Below are 16,732 nucleotides of genomic sequence, written 5' to 3'. Positions count from 1 at the left end.
TTCAGGAGAATTTAGTGGGCAAAGCATACGGGTCGCAGTCGATGGCCGGGCCGCTGCAGCGCGTGCTGATGCGCTCCGCCGCCAGCGCCATGCATCGGGCCGAAGCACTGGAATGGCACTACGGTCCCGGCTTCGATCCGCAAAAAGCGGCGGCCCAGCATGAAGCGCTGGCCGGGCTGATTTCCGGCTCAGGCGCCGAGATCGAATGGCTGAGCGACGCCGATGACGGGCTTGCCGATTCTGTCTTTACCCACGATCCCTCGCTGATGACCGACCATGGCGCGGTCATCCTTGCCATGGGCAAGGCGCTGCGCCGGCCCGAGCCCGGCCTGCACGAGGCAGCTTATGGGCGCATGGGCATACCTGTCCTCGGCCGTATCGAGACTCCCGGCCAGGTCGAGGGCGGCGACTGCGTGTGGATGGATGCAAACACACTGGCGGTCGGCCGCGGCGTACGCACCAATCAGCACGGCATCCAGCAGCTCTCCAACCTGCTTTCACCCAAAGGCATCCAGGTCTATGGCTTCGACCTGCCGCTCTGGCAAGGCGAGGACGCCTGCCTGCATCTGATGTCGGTGATCAGCCCGCTCGCCGACGATCTGGCGCTGGTCTATGGGCCGCTCCTGCCGGTCGCCTTCCACCAGATGCTGCGTGCGCATGGCATTCGCCTGGTCGAGGGCGACGCCGACGAATTCTTCGCCTCGAGCGGGCTCAGCCTGAACGTCCTGCCGACCGCGCCGCGCCAGGTTATCGCCGTTGCCGGTTTTCCGAAGACGGCGGCTGCCATGCAGGCCGCCGGCTGTACGGTCTCGACATTCGAGGCCGATGCGCTGTGCATTGCCTGCGAGGGCGGCCCAACCTGCCTCACGCGCCCGGTGCTAAGACAATGACGACGATCGGCGAAGCGCTCATCACCTTGCTGGAAGCGCACGGCGTCGACACCGTCTTCGGCATTCCCGGCGTGCACACGGTCGAGCTCTACCGCGGGCTTGCGCGGTCGAAGATCCGTCACGTCACGCCGCGCCACGAGCAGGGCGCCGGCTTCATGGCTGACGGCTATGCGCGCGCCAGCGGCAAGCCGGGTGTCGCCTTCGTCATCACCGGGCCGGGGCTGACCAACACCATCACCGCCATGGGCCAGGCGCGCGCCGATTCGGTGCCGATGCTGGTAATCTCGGGCGTCAACGCCACGCCGACGCTGGGCAAGGGCCTTGGCCATCTGCATGAACTGCCGGACCAGCGCGGCATGATGGAGAAGGTGGCGCTGTTTTCGCACCGTGTCACCGAGGCCGGCGAATTGCCCGGCGTGCTCGCCCGCGCTTTTGCACTTTTTTCATCCTCGCGTCCGGGGCCAGTGCATATCGAGATCCCGACCGATGTCATGACCATGCCCGCCACCGGCATCGTGGCGCTGCTGCGGAATTCGGCCCCGCCCGAGCCGGGCGCCGCGGTGATCGCTGAGGCAGCCAGGCTTTGCGCTGCCGCCCGCCGGCCGCTTATCCTGGCCGGCGGCGGCGCCAAAGCTGCCGAAGCGCCGTTGCAGCGCCTGGCCGAGAGGTTGGGAGCGCCGGTCGTCCAGACCGCCAATGCGCGCGGCCTGCTCTATCGCCATCCGCTTGGCGTGCCGGCCAGCCCCAGCCTGAAGGCGGTGCGTGCGCTGATGGCCGATGCCGACCTGGTCATCGCCGCCGGTACCGAATTCGGTCCGACCGATTATGACGGCTATGGCGACGGCGGTTTTGTCCTGCCCGCCAATCTGATCCGCATCGACATCGGCGCCGACCAACTTACCAGGCGGCCGGCCCGGATTTCGATCCAGGCCGATTGTGGCGCAGCGCTCGAGGCGCTGCATGCCGAACTCGGCATGGGCCAGGCGCAATCAGGCGACGGCGCCGCTCTCGCGGCCGCGACGCGGCAAGCGGCCTTTGCCGAGATTGGCCCAGCTATGCAGGCGCAATTGCGCGCCGTCGAGACGATCCGTGATGCGCTGCCTGGCTCGATCATCGTCGGCGATTCGACCCAGCCGGTCTACGCCGCCAACCTCTATTACGATCACGACCGGCCGGGCGGCTGGTTCAACGCCGCTACCGGCTTCGGCGCGCTCGGCTATGGCCCGCCGGCGGCGATCGGTGCTGCCCTTGCCAGGCCTGAGGCGCCGGTCGTTTGTCTCACCGGCGACGGCGGCTTCCAGTTCACCCTGCCGGAACTGGGCGCCGCGCTCGACGCGGCGGCGCCGGTGATCTTCGCCGTCTGGAACAATCGCGGCTACCGCGAGATCGAAACCTCGATGCTCGATGTCGGCGTCGAGCCGGTCGGCGTCTCCCCGGCACCGCCGGATTTCTGCAAATTGGCCGAAGCCTATGGCATTGCCGCCGAGCGGATTTCCGGCGCCGGCGGCTTGGCGGACGCGCTACGGCGCGCGCGGGCGGCTGGACGACCCTACGTCATCGAGATTTCGGTTGAGTGATTGCGCGAAAGGCGCGACCTTCCGCATCGGCGGCGCGCAACGACGGAGCGGTCGAATATGACGGAAACACTGGACGGCAGACATATCGTGGTGACCGGCGGCACCGGGGCGCTTGGCGGCGCGGTCGTAGGGAAACTGCTGGAGCAGGGCGCGATTTGCCATGTGCCCAATGCCCACGCTGCCGCGCCTGCCCATTTTCCCTTCCCGGCACATGACCGCGTCAGGCTGGCGCACAATGTCGACCTCGCCGACGCTGCCAAGGTCGATGCCTTCTATGCTAGCGTTCCGGATTTGTGGGCATCGGTGCATCTGGCCGGCGGCTTCACCGCCGCACCGGTCGAGAAGATCGAGCCCGCCTCCTTTGCCGAGATGATGGACACCAACGCCCGCACCACCTTCCTGTGCTGCCGCGCGGCGATACGCTCGATGCTGGAATCTTCCGTATCGGGCCGCATCGTCAATGTCACCGCGCGAGCCGGGCTCGATCCGCGGCGCGGCTCCGGCAAGGTGGCTTACGCTGCCGCCAAGGCGGCGGTCGCCGCGATGACCGTGGCGATGGCCGAAGAGCTGAAGGGCAAGGGCATACTGGTCAACGCCGTGGCGCCCTCGACCCTAGACACGCCGGCCACCCGGGCTGACATGCCGGGCGCCGATTTCAGCAAATGGGTCAGCTTGGAAGCAGCCGCGGAGGCCATTGCCTACCTCGCTTCGCCGGCCAATCTGGCGATGAGCGGCACGCTGGTGCCGCTTTACGGCAGGGCCTGAAATTCAGGTCGGGTGCAAAAAAGGCCCCGCCGGATCGCTCCGGCGGGGCTTTTTGTTTCGTTTACAACCTGCGCGAGGCGCAGTGTTGGCTTAGCTGCCCTGCTTCTTCAGCGCGGCACCCAGGATGTCGCCCAGCGAAGCGCCGGAGTCAGTCGAACCGTACTGGGCGACCGCTTCCTTCTCTTCGGCGATTTCCAGCGCCTTGATCGAGACCTGCAGCTTGCGGGTCTTCTTGTCGAAGGCGATGACGCGGGCGTCGACCTTCTGGCCGACAGTGAAGCGCTCGGGGCGCTGCTCGTCGCGGTCACGGCTGAGGTCGGAGCGCTTGATGAAGGTCTCGATGCCGCTGTCGACCAGCCGCACTTCCAGACCGCCATCCTTCACGCCGATAACCTCGCAGGTGACGACTGCGTTCTTGCGCAGTTCGCCTGACGTCGCCGCTTCGCCGACCGTGTCCTTGGCCAGCTGCTTGATGCCGAGCGAGATGCGCTCCTTGTCGATGTCGACGTCGAGCACCTGCGCCTTGACCATGTCGCCGCGATTGTACTCCTCGATCACCTGCTCGCCCGGACGGGTCCAGTCGAGGTCGGAAAGGTGGACCATGCCGTCGACATCGCCTTCGAGGCCGATGAACAGGCCGAACTCGGTCTTGTTCTTGACCTCGCCCTCAACCTGGCTGCCGACCGGATGGCTGCGCGCGAAGGCCTCCCACGGGTTCTCCAGCGTTTGCTTGAGGCCGAGCGAGATGCGGCGCTTGGCCGGATCGACTTCGAGCACCACCACGTCGACTTCCTGCGTCGTCGACAGGATCTTGCCGGGATGCACGTTCTTCTTGGTCCACGACATTTCCGAAACGTGGATGAGGCCTTCGATGCCCGGCTCCAGCTCGACGAATGCGCCGTAGTCGGTGATGTTGGTAACGGTACCCTTGATCTTCTTGCCGATCGGGAACTTGGTGCCGATCTCGGACCACGGATCGCTCTCGAGCTGCTTCATGCCGAGCGAGATGCGGTGGGTTTCCTGGTTGATGCGGATGATCTGCACCTTGACCGTCTGGCCGATATTGAGGATTTCGGTCGGATGGTTGACGCGGCGCCATGCCATGTCGGTGACGTGCAGCAGGCCGTCGATGCCGCCGAGGTCGACGAACGCACCATAGTCGGTGATGTTCTTGACGACGCCTTCGACCACCTGGCCTTCTTCGAGGTTCTGCACGATTTCCGAACGCTGTTCGGCGCGGCTTTCCTCGAGTACGGTGCGGCGCGACACCACGATGTTGCCGCGGCGGCGATCCATCTTGAGGATCTCGAAGGGCTGCGGGTTATGCATCAGCGGCGAGACGTCGCGGATCGGGCGGATATCGACCTGGCTGCGCGGCAGGAAGGCTACGGCACCGTCGAGGTCGACGGTGAAGCCGCCCTTGACCTGGTTGAAGATGACGCCTTCGACGCGTTCGCCCTTGGTGAACTTCTCTTCGAGACGGACCCAGCTCTCTTCGCGGCGGGCCTTTTCACGCGACAGCATGGCTTCGCCCAGCGCGTTCTCGATACGCTCGACATAGACCTCGACCGTGTCGCCGACCTTGAGCGTCGTGTCTTTGCCCTTGACGCCGAATTCCTTCAGCGGGACGCGGCCTTCGACCTTAAGGCCGACGTCGATGATGGCCATGTCCTTCTCAATGGCGGTGATGACGCCCTTGACGACCTGGCCTTCGCCGGAATGACCGGCGGAAAATGATTCTTCGAGCAGGCTCGCGAAATCATCGCGAGTGGGATTTGCAACTGACATAGTTTCTCCTGGAATGCCCCGCAATCTATCGCGGGGCGGGCGCCGTGGGTTAGCGTTGCGTTGGCCTGCCGGCGTTCCGGGCAAAAAGCCCTGGCCGCCTTTGGGCGGCAATTCCGGCGCATGAAGAATGCTGGCAGGCTGGTTCATGCCCGATATGGGAATTCTTTTTGTCGCCGGCAATCGGCGGCGGCAGGAAAACCCGGCTCAGGCTTCGTTTCTCTTGGCCAGGACGTCATCGATGATCGCCCGAGCTGCCAGAAACGCGGCTTCTATAGCCATTTCCGACGTGTCGAGCAAGTGCGCATCGGCTGCCGGTTTCAAGGGCGAGTCCATGCGGCCCATGTCGCGCTCGTCGCGACGCACGATATCGGCAAGGATTTCATCGAAATTGGCAGTGCCGCCGATGCTCTCGATTTCGTCCAGCCGCCGCTTTGCCCGCACCTCGGCACTGGCCGTGACATAGAGTTTTACGTCGGCATCGGGACAGACGACAGTGCCGATGTCGCGACCGTCGAGCACCGCGCCCGGCGGGGCTTTTGCAAAGTCGCGCTGCTTGTCGACCAGTATGCGCCGCACTGACGGGATGACAGCCACTTTCGACGCCGCCTCGCCAACGGCATGTGCCGAAAGCACGGCGCGGTCGAGTTTTGCCAGATCGACCTGGCGAGCCGCGGTTTCAGCGGCCGAGACATTGTCGAGCGGCAGGCCCAGCCGAAGCAGCGAATGCGCTACCGCGCGATAGGTAAGGCCGGTGTCGAGCAGGTTCAGCCGGTAGTGATCGGCGAGCCGTCGGGCAAGGGTGCCCTTTCCAGCGCCTGCAGGTCCGTCGATGGCGATGGTGAAGCCTGTCGTCATTCGAAACCTCGATGCAAGTGCCTCACTCCATCGGCGCTCGAAGTCAACCGCGTTGACCTCCGAGGCCTCGAACTGATTGTCGGAGTTGATTTCTGTGAGATCGGGAAAGCCTTATACGGAATTTCTGGTGCCCCCGATCTCAATATCCTCCGACCCGTCGAGGGCAGCGCCGCGAATGGCAAAACCCACGGAGCCATCGGCATAGAACTCTATAGTCCGGTTCTGGAAATTGTCGTCGGCAACTTCATACCAGAGATGGGACGGCTCCTCCGGTATGCTATGTTTCCAATGAACGTAAAAGTATCTCACTCGATCGCCGCACCGAGCCCCTTCATCAGGCCCATGAATTCCGGAAAACTTGTCGCGATCATCGCTTGATCATCGATGGTCACGGGTTTTTCCGTCGCCAGCCCCATAACCAGAAAACTCATGGCTATGCGGTGGTCGAGATGGGTCTGGACGATGGTGCCCTGTCCGTTGGGGTGTTGGCCGAGGCCCTTGCCGCCAGGTTTTCCGCGCACGGCCAGCGTGGCCTCGCCCTCGCTGCAATCGACGCCGTTGAGCTTCAGCCCGTTGGCGACCGCCGACAGCCGGTCGGATTCCTTCACCCGCAGCTCTTCAAGCCCGAGCATGAGCGTTTCGCCCTCGGCAAAGCTCGCCGCCACGGCAAGCACCGGATACTCGTCGATCATAGTCGGCGCCCGTTCGGGCGGCACGGTGACGCCTTTCAGTTCGGAATAGCGTACGCGCAGGTCGGCGACGTCCTCGCCGCCTTCGTTGCGCGGATCGATTATGTCGATCCAGGCGCCCATTTCCTGCAGCGTCAAAAGAAGGCCCGTGCGCGTCGGGTTCATCAGCACGTTTTCGATGGTGATGTCCGAGCCCGGCACGATCAGCGCGGCCACCAGAGGAAAGCCGGCCGAGGAGGGGTCGCCAGGCACCGCGATGGTCTGGCCGGTGAGCTTGCCCTGGCCTTCGATGAAAATGTGGCGCACGCCGCGCTCGTCGGTCTCGACCGACAGATTGGCGCCGAATCCCTTGAGCATCTTTTCGGTGTGGTCGCGCGTCATCACCGGCTCGATGACCGTGGTGATGCCCGGCGTGTTCAGCCCGGCCAGCAGCACCGCCGACTTGACCTGCGCCGAGGCCATCGGCACGCGGTAGGTGATCGGCGCGGCGTGCTTGGGCCCGCGCAGCGTGATCGGCATGCGGTCGCCGGGTGTCGCCTTCAGCACCTGCACGCCCATCTGGCGAAGCGGTTCGAGCACGCGGCCCATCGGCCGGCCGGACAGCGAGGCGTCGCCGATGAAGGTGGTTTCCATGTCATAGGTGCCGACCAGGCCCATGGTGAGGCGGGAGCCCGTGCCGGCATTGCCGAAATCGAGCGGGCACTCCGGTTGCAGCAGCGCGCCATTGCCGGTTCCGCGGATCACCCACTCAGTGCCATGCTTCTCGATATGAGCGCCCATCGCCTTCATGGCAGCGCCCGTACGCATCACGTCCTCGCCTTCCAGTAGTCCGGTGATGCGGGTTTCGCCGGAGGCCAGCCCGCCAAACATGAAGGAACGGTGCGAGATCGACTTGTCGCCCGGCACCCGTGCCGCGCCGGAAAGACCAGATGATTTTCGGGCGGTGGCCTGCTTCGGGGCGGCAGTGTGCGACATGGTTCTTTCCTGGAAACGCCGGCGGCCGGCCATTTTCTTGTGGTTTGCGCGGTCTCCTATCATGGCGGATCGAGATGGTCATCCCCTTGGTACGAAGGCCTTCGAATTCAAGCTTTTTGGGACGCCGGCTTTTCGCTTTGACAGCGCCGTAAACTCTGGTTAAGGGGACCAAACTTTCATCGACGAGGCTTGCTGTGGCAAAACCCGAACTTGGCACCAAACGCATCGACCCGGAGACGGGTCGAAAATTCTATGACTTGAACAAGGACCCGATCGTCTCGCCTTACACGGGCAAGAGCTATCCGCGCTCCTATTTCGAGGAAGGCAAGATAGCCGCCCTCGAGGAGGAAGAGGAAGTTGCCGAGAAGGAAGTGGACGCCGAGGAGGAAGAGGGCGTCGAGGTCGTCTCTCTCGAAGAGGCGGACGAGGACGCGAAGGCCGACGAGCTTCCCGATCTCGGCGATGACGAGGACGACGTTGACCTTGGCGATGACGAGGATGACGCGTTCCTTGCCGACGAGGAGGAAGAAGACGACGACGTTGCCGACATGATCGGCGTCGGCGAAGACGACGACGAAGTCTGAGCGAACCGCATTCGCCGGCTTTCGCGGCGCTGCCTAGAAAAAGCGGTTCTTGAAGGCTTGATATTGACTGAAGGCGGGGTTAGAAGCCGCCTGCACTAACGACGCGGTCTCAACCCGCGCCGGATCTCTTCGCCGGAAACGGCGCCGGCGAACTGCCGGAGTGGGGCCATAGCTCAGTTGGGAGAGCGCTTGAATGGCATTCAAGAGGTCGTCGGTTCGATTCCGATTGGCTCCACCAAAAGTTCTTTCACGTTTTCAGAAAATTAGTTTCCACCCCCTCAGGGGCCCTTGCCTTGGAAAGGTCCGGGGCACCGCCAGCGCACCGCACAAAACATTTTTCAGGTCCGAAGCAGCAATGCCTGACAGCGGTGGACAAGATATCGATCTTGGCGCCAGTAGCTTGCGTTCATGCACGCCCGGCGGCAAGGATATCGCGGCAACATCGTATGTGGGGGCAATATGGAATCGGAAAACTCGCTGCTCGGGATCTTCATCTCCTGGATGCCGATGCTGATTTATCTCGCAGCAAGCCTTTGGGTTTCTATCTGGCTCACGTTCAAACTCATCCATGTTCAGCAAGCGATGGTGCAGGCGCAAGAAGGCATCTTGGCCAAGCTGACTGATATCGACAACCGCATGTCTGGTAAGCCGAGCCAAGACTGAGGTCCGAAGCTACTGTTCCCCAACTGTTTTCAGCTGCAGCGGTCGACCGGGATACCGCTAATTATACCGGCCAATTGGATGCGGTGGCTCGACGGCGCCCGGTATCGCCACATGAAAATCGGTCTTTTGGACTAACGCTTCATTTTGTCGATACGCTCGCTAAGAGCCTTCACCGCTGCCGTATTTTCCCGAATTTCTTTGGCGATCTCTTTCGCGGCGTTTGCCATGACGATCCTTGAGCGGTTTGCCATCCAAAGCAGAAACGCCATAAGAATCAGGAAAGGGATGCCAACGAGAAGTGCTCGCATTATTGCAGCTTGGTGGCTCATTTCGCTTTCTCCGAGTCGTAGGCTGCCACGCCGTCGACGATCTTCGTGATGTGCTGAGCTTCTGCCATCGGTTCCCTCTTCAGCTGTGACGGACGCCAGCGATAATCGCGTTTATCGGTAGTCACCCCCAAGCCGGAATCGATTCCCTTTTGGGCCGAGGCCGAGCGGCTTCAATTCGTCCAGATCGAACACTGAACCACTTGACCTGTTGCCTGATCACGAACCCTTTTCGAAAACACGCGATGGAGGCCCATTGCGCGTGATCTAGCTTCCTTCGTCGCAACGTAATCGGGATAGCCGACATGCCACTGCCAGAGGAAGTTTGGTGGGGCAGGTTTCCACGTAACCTTGGATCCAAAGGCCGCATTGTCCGGATCTGTTCTATCGAACCGGCAGTCGACGGCTACGGGCATCATGCCCTTCTTAGCCATTGCGTCGGAAACCCCGTAAGCAGTTCGCTTCGTAAGCCATCCATCCGCGCCGCTAGTCGAAACTGTAGTGCACCCTGCCAGAGATATGCTCGACATCAAAAGCCCGATGGCCAATGCGTTGCCTGCGAATGATCGCCGAGTGCCAACCTGATTCTGTTTCATACCCGATCCCCACAACTGAAAGTAGTGCAGGCTAGATGGGGATACGGCGCGAAACAAGGGAGCGCGCCTCTTCTTTGGTTCGGCCGGTCGTGCGCCGTGCGCGGTGCGACAGGCGAGCGGCGTGCGGCAAAATTTCAAACTGAGACACTATCTAACTGCCACCTAATACAGGTTCTTTGAGCTAACTCCCCCTGGCGCGCGTACTGGTCGCGAATCCCATTCGTCGCGCGCTATTGGAGTCTGGACATAGTGCGCCAGAATCCAGGGTCGCGTCCCGTCTGTTTCCGGTCTGTTTTCAGGCATGAAATTCCCTTGCCCGGGTCGCTGTTCCTTCACTGTTTTCAGTGCGCATCGGACACTGTTCCGCCGCTGTTTTCAGCGAGAGTGCCAACTGTTTCCTAACTGTTTTATCAGTTGCAGCGCTTAACCGAAATCGTCCATTAAATTGGACTAAGCCATCGTCGCATATAACTGCTTGGAAATGACTCCCCCACTCTTTGCGCTACCGGGCTGCCCGCCGCCTATCGCGGAACCTAGCTGAGACTAGTGTAGTCGGCCGCCCGGCTTGGGCTCGCCGGTCCAAAAGTAGTGAGCCCGTGCCCGGTCAGTGCATTTTTCTGGCTGTGGTTTGAACCGCGAGCGCCGGGTCTGAACCAGGCAGCGGGCTGAAATGACCGCTGAGCAAAACTCCGTTACTTGTTGCAGTTCTGCATATCCGACGTCATGGCGCCGCTGGGGGTATTGTTGTCGGTATCGCTGCCCGCCGTATCCTTGCAGCGGTCCTCCATACCGTTTGTCTGCGGCGTGGTGGCGTTCGTTGCGTTCGGATCGATCGTGTTCGGGGTAGTTGCGCTGCCGGTCCCGATGTTGCCGCCGGAAGTGCCTGTGTTGACGCCGGTATTGCCATCGGCGCTACCGGTCCCGGAGCCCATCGATTGTGCCATGGCAGATGTGGCCAGGCCGATAGCAAGTAGGAATGCAGAGAGAATTTTCATCATCTTAGTGTCTCCATCGAGTTGCATCGCTCTATCGCGATCTATACCCAACGAGAGTTTTTTCGAGATGTTCCGTTTGGCATAAATAGTGATCGATACAACCATTATAGATCTTTGTTGCTCGTCGTTTCGTGAATGCGGCTGCGAAATTCCTGCCGCATAGCGGCAATTTCGTCTGGAACCAAATCGAGCATGCCGCGTTATTGCGCTTGCGGGGAGTTGTGTCGGCCGCAGGGGACAGTTTCACCAAGACATTCAAGAAATCCGTGAGCTGGGAGGGGCGCTGTGAGCGTGCTTGCATCCACAAGGCAATTGGACCACCGTCAAATACTGAACGCGCTGAAGGCTTTTCGGAGCGGTGATTTCTCCGTTCGCATCGATAATGTCTACACCGGCCTCGATTCCGAGATCGCCGACACCTTCAACGAAATCGTAGAACTCAACGATCAGGTCACGCGCGAGTTCGAACGCCTCAGCAAGGTCGTCGGCAAGGATGGCCGGATCGGCGAACGCGGCCGTGTCCGCAACGCTACCGGCAGTTGGGAATCGAGCGTCCGTTCCGTCAACGATCTGATCGAGGACATGGTTCAGCCGACGGCCGAAGTGGCGCGCGTCATCGGCGCGGTCGCCAAAGGCGACCTGTCGCAGACGATGATGGTCGAAATCGACGGCCGGCAGTTGCGCGGCGAATTCCTGCGCATCGGCAAGATCGTCAACACCATGGTCGGGCAACTGGCCTCCTTCGCCTCGGAGGTGACGCGCGTGGCGCGCGAGGTCGGCACCGAAGGCAAGCTCGGCGGCCAGGCCCGCGTGAAAGGTGTGGCCGGGACCTGGAAGGACCTGACCGACAACGTCAACGCCATGGCGACGAACCTGACCGGGCAGGTGCGCAACATCGCCGAGGTGACGACCGCCGTCGCTTCCGGCGACCTGTCGAAGAAGATCACCGTCGATGTGAAGGGCGAAATCCTCGAGCTCAAGAACACCATCAACACGATGGTCGACCAGCTCAATTCCTTCGCCTCGGAAGTGACGCGCGTTGCGCGCGAGGTCGGTACCGAAGGCAAGCTCGGCGGCCAGGCGCGCGTCGAAGGTGTCGGCGGCACCTGGAAGGACCTGACCGACAACGTCAACCTGATGGCCGAAAACCTGACAGGCCAGGTGCGCAATATCGCCGAGGTGACCACGGCTGTGGCGCTTGGCGACCTGTCGAAAAAAATCACAGTCGACGTCAAGGGCGAGATCCTCGAGCTGAAATCGACCATCAACACCATGGTCGACCAGCTGAACTCCTTTGCCGGCGAAGTGACGCGCGTGGCGCGCGAGGTCGGCACCGAGGGCAAGCTCGGCGGCCAGGCTCAGGTGCGTGGCGTCGCCGGCACCTGGAAGGACTTGACCGACAACGTCAATTCGATGGCCGAGAACCTGACCGGCCAGGTCCGCAACATCGCCGAGGTGACGACCGCCGTCGCTTCAGGCGACCTGTCGAAGAAGATCACTGTCGCCGTGCAGGGCGAAATCCTCGAGCTCAAGGACACCATCAACACGATGGTCGACCAATTGAACTCCTTCGCCTCGGAAGTGACGCGTGTGGCGCGCGAGGTCGGCACCGAAGGCAAGCTCGGCGGCCAGGCCGAGGTGAAGGGCGTCGGCGGCACCTGGAAGGATCTGACCGACAACGTCAACCTGATGGCCGCCAACCTGACCGGCCAGGTGCGCAACATTGCCGAGGTGACGACCGCCGTGGCCCGCGGCGACCTGTCGAAGAAGATCACCGTCGACGTCAAGGGCGAAATCCTGGAGCTCAAGGACACCGTCAACACGATGGTCGACCAGCTCAATTCCTTCGCCTCGGAAGTGACGCGTGTGGCGCGCGAAGTGGGATCGGAAGGCAAGCTCGGCGGCCAGGCGCATGTCGAGGGTGTCGGCGGCACCTGGAAAGATTTGACCGACAACGTCAATGCCATGGCCGGCAATCTGACCGTGCAGTTGCGCGACGTGTCCAAGGTGGCGACGGCAATTGCGACCGGCGACCTCACCCAGAAGATCACGGTCGATGCATTGGGCGAGATCCTGCAGATCAAGGACGTCATCAACACGATGGTCGACCAGCTGAATTCCTTCGCCTCCGAGGTGACGCGCGTGGCGCGCGAAGTCGGTTCCGACGGCAAGCTCGGCGGCCAGGCGCAGGTGCGCGGCGTTGCCGGCACCTGGAAGGACCTGACCGACAACGTCAATGCGATGGCCGCCAACCTGACCGGGCAGGTGCGCAACATCGCCGAGGTGACGACTGCGGTGGCGCTTGGCGATCTGTCGAAGAAGATCACGGTCGACGTGCGCGGCGAGATCCTCGAGCTGAAGGACACCATCAATACGATGGTCGACCAGCTGAATTCCTTTGCCTCGGAAGTGACGCGCGTGGCGCGCGAGGTCGGCACCGAGGGCAAGCTCGGCGGCCAGGCGCAGGTGCGCGGCGTTGCCGGCACCTGGAAAGATCTGACCGACAATGTGAATTCGATGGCCGAGAACCTGACCGGCCAGGTTCGCAACATCGCCGAGGTCACCACCGCAGTGGCGCGCGGCGACCTGTCGAAGAAGATCACCGTCGACGTCAAGGGCGAGATCCTGGAGCTGAAATCGACCATCAACACCATGGTCGACCAGTTGAACTCCTTTGCCGGCGAAGTGACGCGTGTCGCCCGCGAGGTCGGCACCGAGGGCAAACTTGGCGGCCAGGCACGGGTGGAGGGCGTCGCCGGCACCTGGAAGGACCTGACCGACAACGTCAATCTGATGGCGACGAACCTGACCAACCAGGTGCGCGGCATCGCCGATGTCGTGACCGCGGTCGCGCAAGGCAATCTCAAGCGCAAGCTGACGGTCGATGCCAAGGGCGAGATCGCCTCGCTCGCCGACACCATCAACGGCATGATCGAGACGCTTGCGACCTTCGCCGACCAGGTCACCAACGTCGCCCGCGAAGTGGGCATCGAAGGCAAGCTCGGCGGCCAAGCCCGTGTGCCCGGCGCTGCCGGCCTTTGGCGCGACCTGACCGACAACGTCAATCAGCTCGCCGCCAATCTGACCACGCAGGTGCGCGCGATTGCCGAGGTGTCGACGGCGGTGACCAAGGGCGATTTGACCCGCTCGATCAGCGTCCAGGCCTCCGGCGAGGTCGCGGCGCTGAAGGACAACATCAACGAGATGATCCGCAATCTGAAGGACCAGACGCTGAAGAATGCCGAGCAGGACTGGCTGAAGACCAATCTCGCCCGGTTCTCGCGCATGCTGCAGGGCGAGCGCGACCTGGCCACGGTCTCGCGTCTCATCATGTCCGAACTCGCGCCGCTGGTGAATGCGCAATATGGCGTGTTCTACGTGACCAACCGCGACGAGGATGAATTCTATCTGGAACTCGCCGCCTCCTATGGCGCCGAAAGCAAGGCGGAGATCAAGCAACGCCTCGATCTGCGCGAAGGCCTTGTCGGGCAAAGTGCCGCCGACAAGCGCGCCATCATGCTGGACAATGTGGCGCCGAATTTCCTGCGCGTCACGTCGGGCCTTGGCAATGCCGCGCCGGCCAACGTGATCATTCTTCCGGCTCTGTTCGAGGACGAGGTGAAGGCCGTCATCGAACTCGCCTCGTTCAGCGAATTCCGCGACACGCACCAGTCATTCCTCAACCAGCTGATGGAATCCGTCGGCATCGTTCTCAACACCATCGCCGCCACCATGCGCACCGAAGGCCTGCTCAAGCAGTCGCAGCTGCTGACCTCGGAGCTGCAGGCGCGTCAGACCGAGCTGACCAAAAAGCAGGAAGAGCTGCACGCCACCAACGAGGAGCTGCAGGAAAAGGCGCAGCTGCTCGAGAACGAAAAGAAGCAGGTGGAGAACAAGAACCTCGAAATCGAGATGGCGCGCCGTGCGCTGGAGGAGAAGGCCGAGCAGCTGGCGCTTACCTCGAAATACAAGTCGGAATTCCTCGCCAATATGAGCCACGAACTGCGTACGCCGCTGAACTCGCTGCTCATCCTTTCAAACCTGCTCGCAACCAACCAGCAAGGCAATCTCAACGACAAGCAGGTCGAGTTCGCGCGCACCATCAACTCGGCCGGCACCGACCTTTTGAGCCTCATCAACGATATCCTCGATCTGTCGAAGATCGAATCGGGTACCGTCTCGATCGATATCAACGACATGCCGGTGGTGCATCTTCGCCAGCATATGGAGCGAACCTTCCGGCAGCTGGCGACCGACAAGGGGCTTGGCTTCGCCATCAACGTCGATCCCGAGCTTCCGGAGACCGTCCGCACCGACGAGAAGCGCTTGCAGCAGATTGTGCTCAACCTCTTGTCGAACGCGTTCAAGTTCACCTCCGAGGGCGAAGTCAGCTTGAATTTCCGGGCCGAAAAGACTGGCCGTCACAACGGCTCGGTGCAACCGATGGAAGCGCTCGCTATCGCGGTCACCGATACGGGCATCGGTATTCCGCAGGACAAGCAGAAGCTGATTTTCGAGGCCTTCCAGCAGGCCGACGGCACCACCAGTCGCAAATATGGCGGCACCGGGCTTGGGCTCTCGATCAGCCGGGAGATCGCCCGGCTGATCGGCGGCGAATTGCGGGTCGAGAGCACGCCGGGCAAGGGTTCGACGTTCACGCTGGTCATCCCGTTCGACGGACCTCGGATGGCCTTGGCCCCGCAAGCGGCCTTGCTGCCGGCGATGGAGGTGGTCGCGACGACGGCGCAGCCGAGCCCGCCATCCTCCGAATTGCTTGATGACCGCGATACGATCTCACCGGAAGATAGGGTCGTGCTGATCGTCGAGGACGACCCGACCTTTGGCGGTTTGCTGCTCGGCCTGGCGCGTTCGGCCCGGCTGAAGGGCGTCCTGTCGACCGCGGGCTCTGGCACGCTGGCTTTGGCCCGCAAGCTGGTTCCCGATGCGATCACGCTGGATCTCGGACTATCGGATATCGACGGCTGGGTGTTGTTCGATCTGCTTCGCCATGACCCGAAAACCAAGGACATTCCCGTCCATGTCATCTCGGGTGCCGAAGATATCGAGGTGCTTGCCCGCAAGGGCGCATCCACCATTTCAACCAAGCCCGTGTCGGCGGACGAACTGATGAAGGTCTTCCAGGACATTCACTCCAGAAAGCTCCGCGTCCAGCGCCGCGTTCTGATTGCCGATACCGATCCCGAGCGCCGTCTCTCGTTGATCGAGGCGATCCGCGACGGCGTCACCTCGGTCACCGCGATCGGCCGCGTCGCGGCGAATGCCGACGACATCGGCATCGCCGGCTATGATGCCGTTGTGCTCGGCCTTGGCCGCTCGGCCAAGGACAACGCCCAGATGCTGGATGAGATTGCCGTCCTGTTCGGGCAGTCCGTGTCGCGACTGTTGTTCTTCGCGCCGCATCCGGAAGCGCTGCAACAGTCGCTCGCCTTGCATCCGGCATTGGCGGACGTTCCGCGGGCGGAGAATTTCGCGCAGCTGGCTCTCCTGATATCCGCAACGCTCCCGGGGCGAGGCCACGACAGTTCGGCAGCCGAACAGCCGGATAAATTCGACCTCGCCGGCGCAAAGGTCCTCATCGTCGACGACGACATCCGCAACATCTATTCGCTCACCAGCGTTCTTGAGACCTATGACATCCAGGTGCTGCACGCGGAGCGCGGTAGGGAAGGTATTGCGCTTCTGGAGCAGAGCCCGGATATCGACGCCGCATTGATCGATATCATGATGCCGGAGATGGACGGCTACGAGACGATGCGGCAGATCCGCGGCATGCCGGCAATCGCCCATATCCCGTTGATCTCGGTTACCGCCAAGGCAATGAAGGGCGACCGGCAGAAGTGCCTCGACGCCGGCGCCTCTGACTATATCGCCAAGCCGGTCGACCTCGACCTGCTGCTGGCCTTGCTGCGTGTCTGGATCGGCCGCTCGCGATCCCGTGTCCATCGTCCGGAAAAGACGCTCATGGCAGTGAACTGACGGCCGCTCGATGCAGAAACTGTCGAGAAACG

Annotated in this window: 12 protein-coding genes and 1 tRNA gene; 7 read left to right on the top strand and 6 right to left on the bottom strand. The window is 62.2% G+C overall.

All coding sequences use genetic code 11. The features are described 5' to 3' along the window. Positions 1-41 precede the first annotated feature (41 nt). From NKJ09_RS08925 to NKJ09_RS08915, 3 genes are read left to right on the top strand one after another with little or no spacing between them, the layout of a single operon-like run. A complete protein-coding gene (locus NKJ09_RS08925) occupies positions 42-890 on the top strand; it encodes a dimethylarginine dimethylaminohydrolase family protein (protein ID WP_031193690.1) in 849 nt (282 codons plus the stop codon). Next, positions 887-2,467 carry a 5-guanidino-2-oxopentanoate decarboxylase gene (locus NKJ09_RS08920; protein ID WP_352495727.1) on the top strand — a complete coding sequence of 527 codons (1,581 nt, stop codon included), beginning with the start codon at positions 887-889 and terminating at the stop codon, positions 2,465-2,467. Before NKJ09_RS08925 ends, NKJ09_RS08920 begins: the two co-directional genes overlap by 4 nt. Before the next feature lie 57 nt (positions 2,468-2,524). After that, a complete protein-coding gene (locus NKJ09_RS08915) occupies positions 2,525-3,232 on the top strand; it encodes an SDR family NAD(P)-dependent oxidoreductase (protein WP_023718023.1) in 708 nt (235 codons plus the stop codon). A gap of 90 nt (positions 3,233-3,322) precedes the next feature. Here NKJ09_RS08915 and rpsA read toward each other — a convergent pair whose 3' ends face one another. The 4 genes from rpsA to aroA all read right to left on the bottom strand — a co-directional run bounded on the left by rpsA (position 3,323) and on the right by aroA (position 7,539). Beyond that, positions 3,323-5,020 (bottom strand): 30S ribosomal protein S1, encoded by a 1,698-nt coding sequence (gene rpsA, locus NKJ09_RS08910; RefSeq protein ID WP_352495728.1) that lies wholly within the window; start codon positions 5,018-5,020, stop codon positions 3,323-3,325. 204 nt (positions 5,021-5,224) lie between these two features. Continuing rightward, complete coding sequence (gene cmk / locus NKJ09_RS08905; protein WP_352495729.1) at positions 5,225-5,875, bottom strand: (d)CMP kinase; 651 nt, start codon at positions 5,873-5,875, stop codon at positions 5,225-5,227. 111 nt (positions 5,876-5,986) lie between these two features. Continuing rightward, positions 5,987-6,184: a DUF6881 domain-containing protein gene (locus NKJ09_RS08900; RefSeq protein WP_352495730.1), complete on the bottom strand. Its 198-nt coding sequence runs from the start codon at positions 6,182-6,184 to the stop codon at positions 5,987-5,989. Continuing rightward, positions 6,181-7,539 (bottom strand): 3-phosphoshikimate 1-carboxyvinyltransferase, encoded by a 1,359-nt coding sequence (gene aroA / locus NKJ09_RS08895; protein WP_352483949.1) that lies wholly within the window; start codon positions 7,537-7,539, stop codon positions 6,181-6,183. Before aroA ends, NKJ09_RS08900 begins: the two co-directional genes overlap by 4 nt. A 194-nt stretch (positions 7,540-7,733) precedes the next feature. On the opposite strand from aroA, the gene NKJ09_RS08890 reads away from it, so the two are divergent. From NKJ09_RS08890 to NKJ09_RS08880, 3 genes are all read left to right on the top strand, one after another. After that, positions 7,734-8,123: a TIGR02300 family protein gene (locus tag NKJ09_RS08890; RefSeq protein ID WP_023718020.1), complete on the top strand. Its 390-nt coding sequence runs from the start codon at positions 7,734-7,736 to the stop codon at positions 8,121-8,123. A 162-nt stretch (positions 8,124-8,285) separates the two neighbouring features. Continuing rightward, positions 8,286-8,361, top strand: a tRNA-Ala gene (locus NKJ09_RS08885). Between the two features lie 221 nt (positions 8,362-8,582). Then, positions 8,583-8,786, top strand: coding sequence for a hypothetical protein (locus NKJ09_RS08880; RefSeq protein ID WP_023718019.1), 204 nt, complete (start codon positions 8,583-8,585; stop codon positions 8,784-8,786). A gap of 131 nt (positions 8,787-8,917) precedes the next feature. Here NKJ09_RS08880 and NKJ09_RS08875 read toward each other — a convergent pair whose 3' ends face one another. Further along, entirely contained in the window at positions 8,918-9,115 is a 198-nt protein-coding gene (locus NKJ09_RS08875; protein ID WP_031193688.1) for a hypothetical protein, read from the bottom strand. Between the two features lie 1,285 nt (positions 9,116-10,400). Next, the gene (locus NKJ09_RS08870; protein ID WP_031193686.1) at positions 10,401-10,706 is read right to left on the bottom strand and encodes a hypothetical protein; all 306 of its coding nucleotides are present in this window, start codon (positions 10,704-10,706) and stop codon (positions 10,401-10,403) included. Positions 10,707-10,994: 288 nt separating this feature from the next. Between NKJ09_RS08870 and NKJ09_RS08865 the strand changes: the two genes are divergently transcribed. Further along, entirely contained in the window at positions 10,995-16,700 is a 5,706-nt protein-coding gene (locus tag NKJ09_RS08865; RefSeq protein ID WP_352495766.1) for a HAMP domain-containing protein, read from the top strand. The last annotated feature ends 32 nt before the right edge of the window (positions 16,701-16,732 follow it).

It is taken from the genome of Mesorhizobium sp. M0189 (assembly GCF_040322135.1).
Lineage (GTDB): Bacteria > Pseudomonadota > Alphaproteobacteria > Rhizobiales > Rhizobiaceae > Mesorhizobium.
Note: the sequence above shows the minus strand (reverse complement) of the source record. Positions and strands in the feature narration are given on the sequence as shown.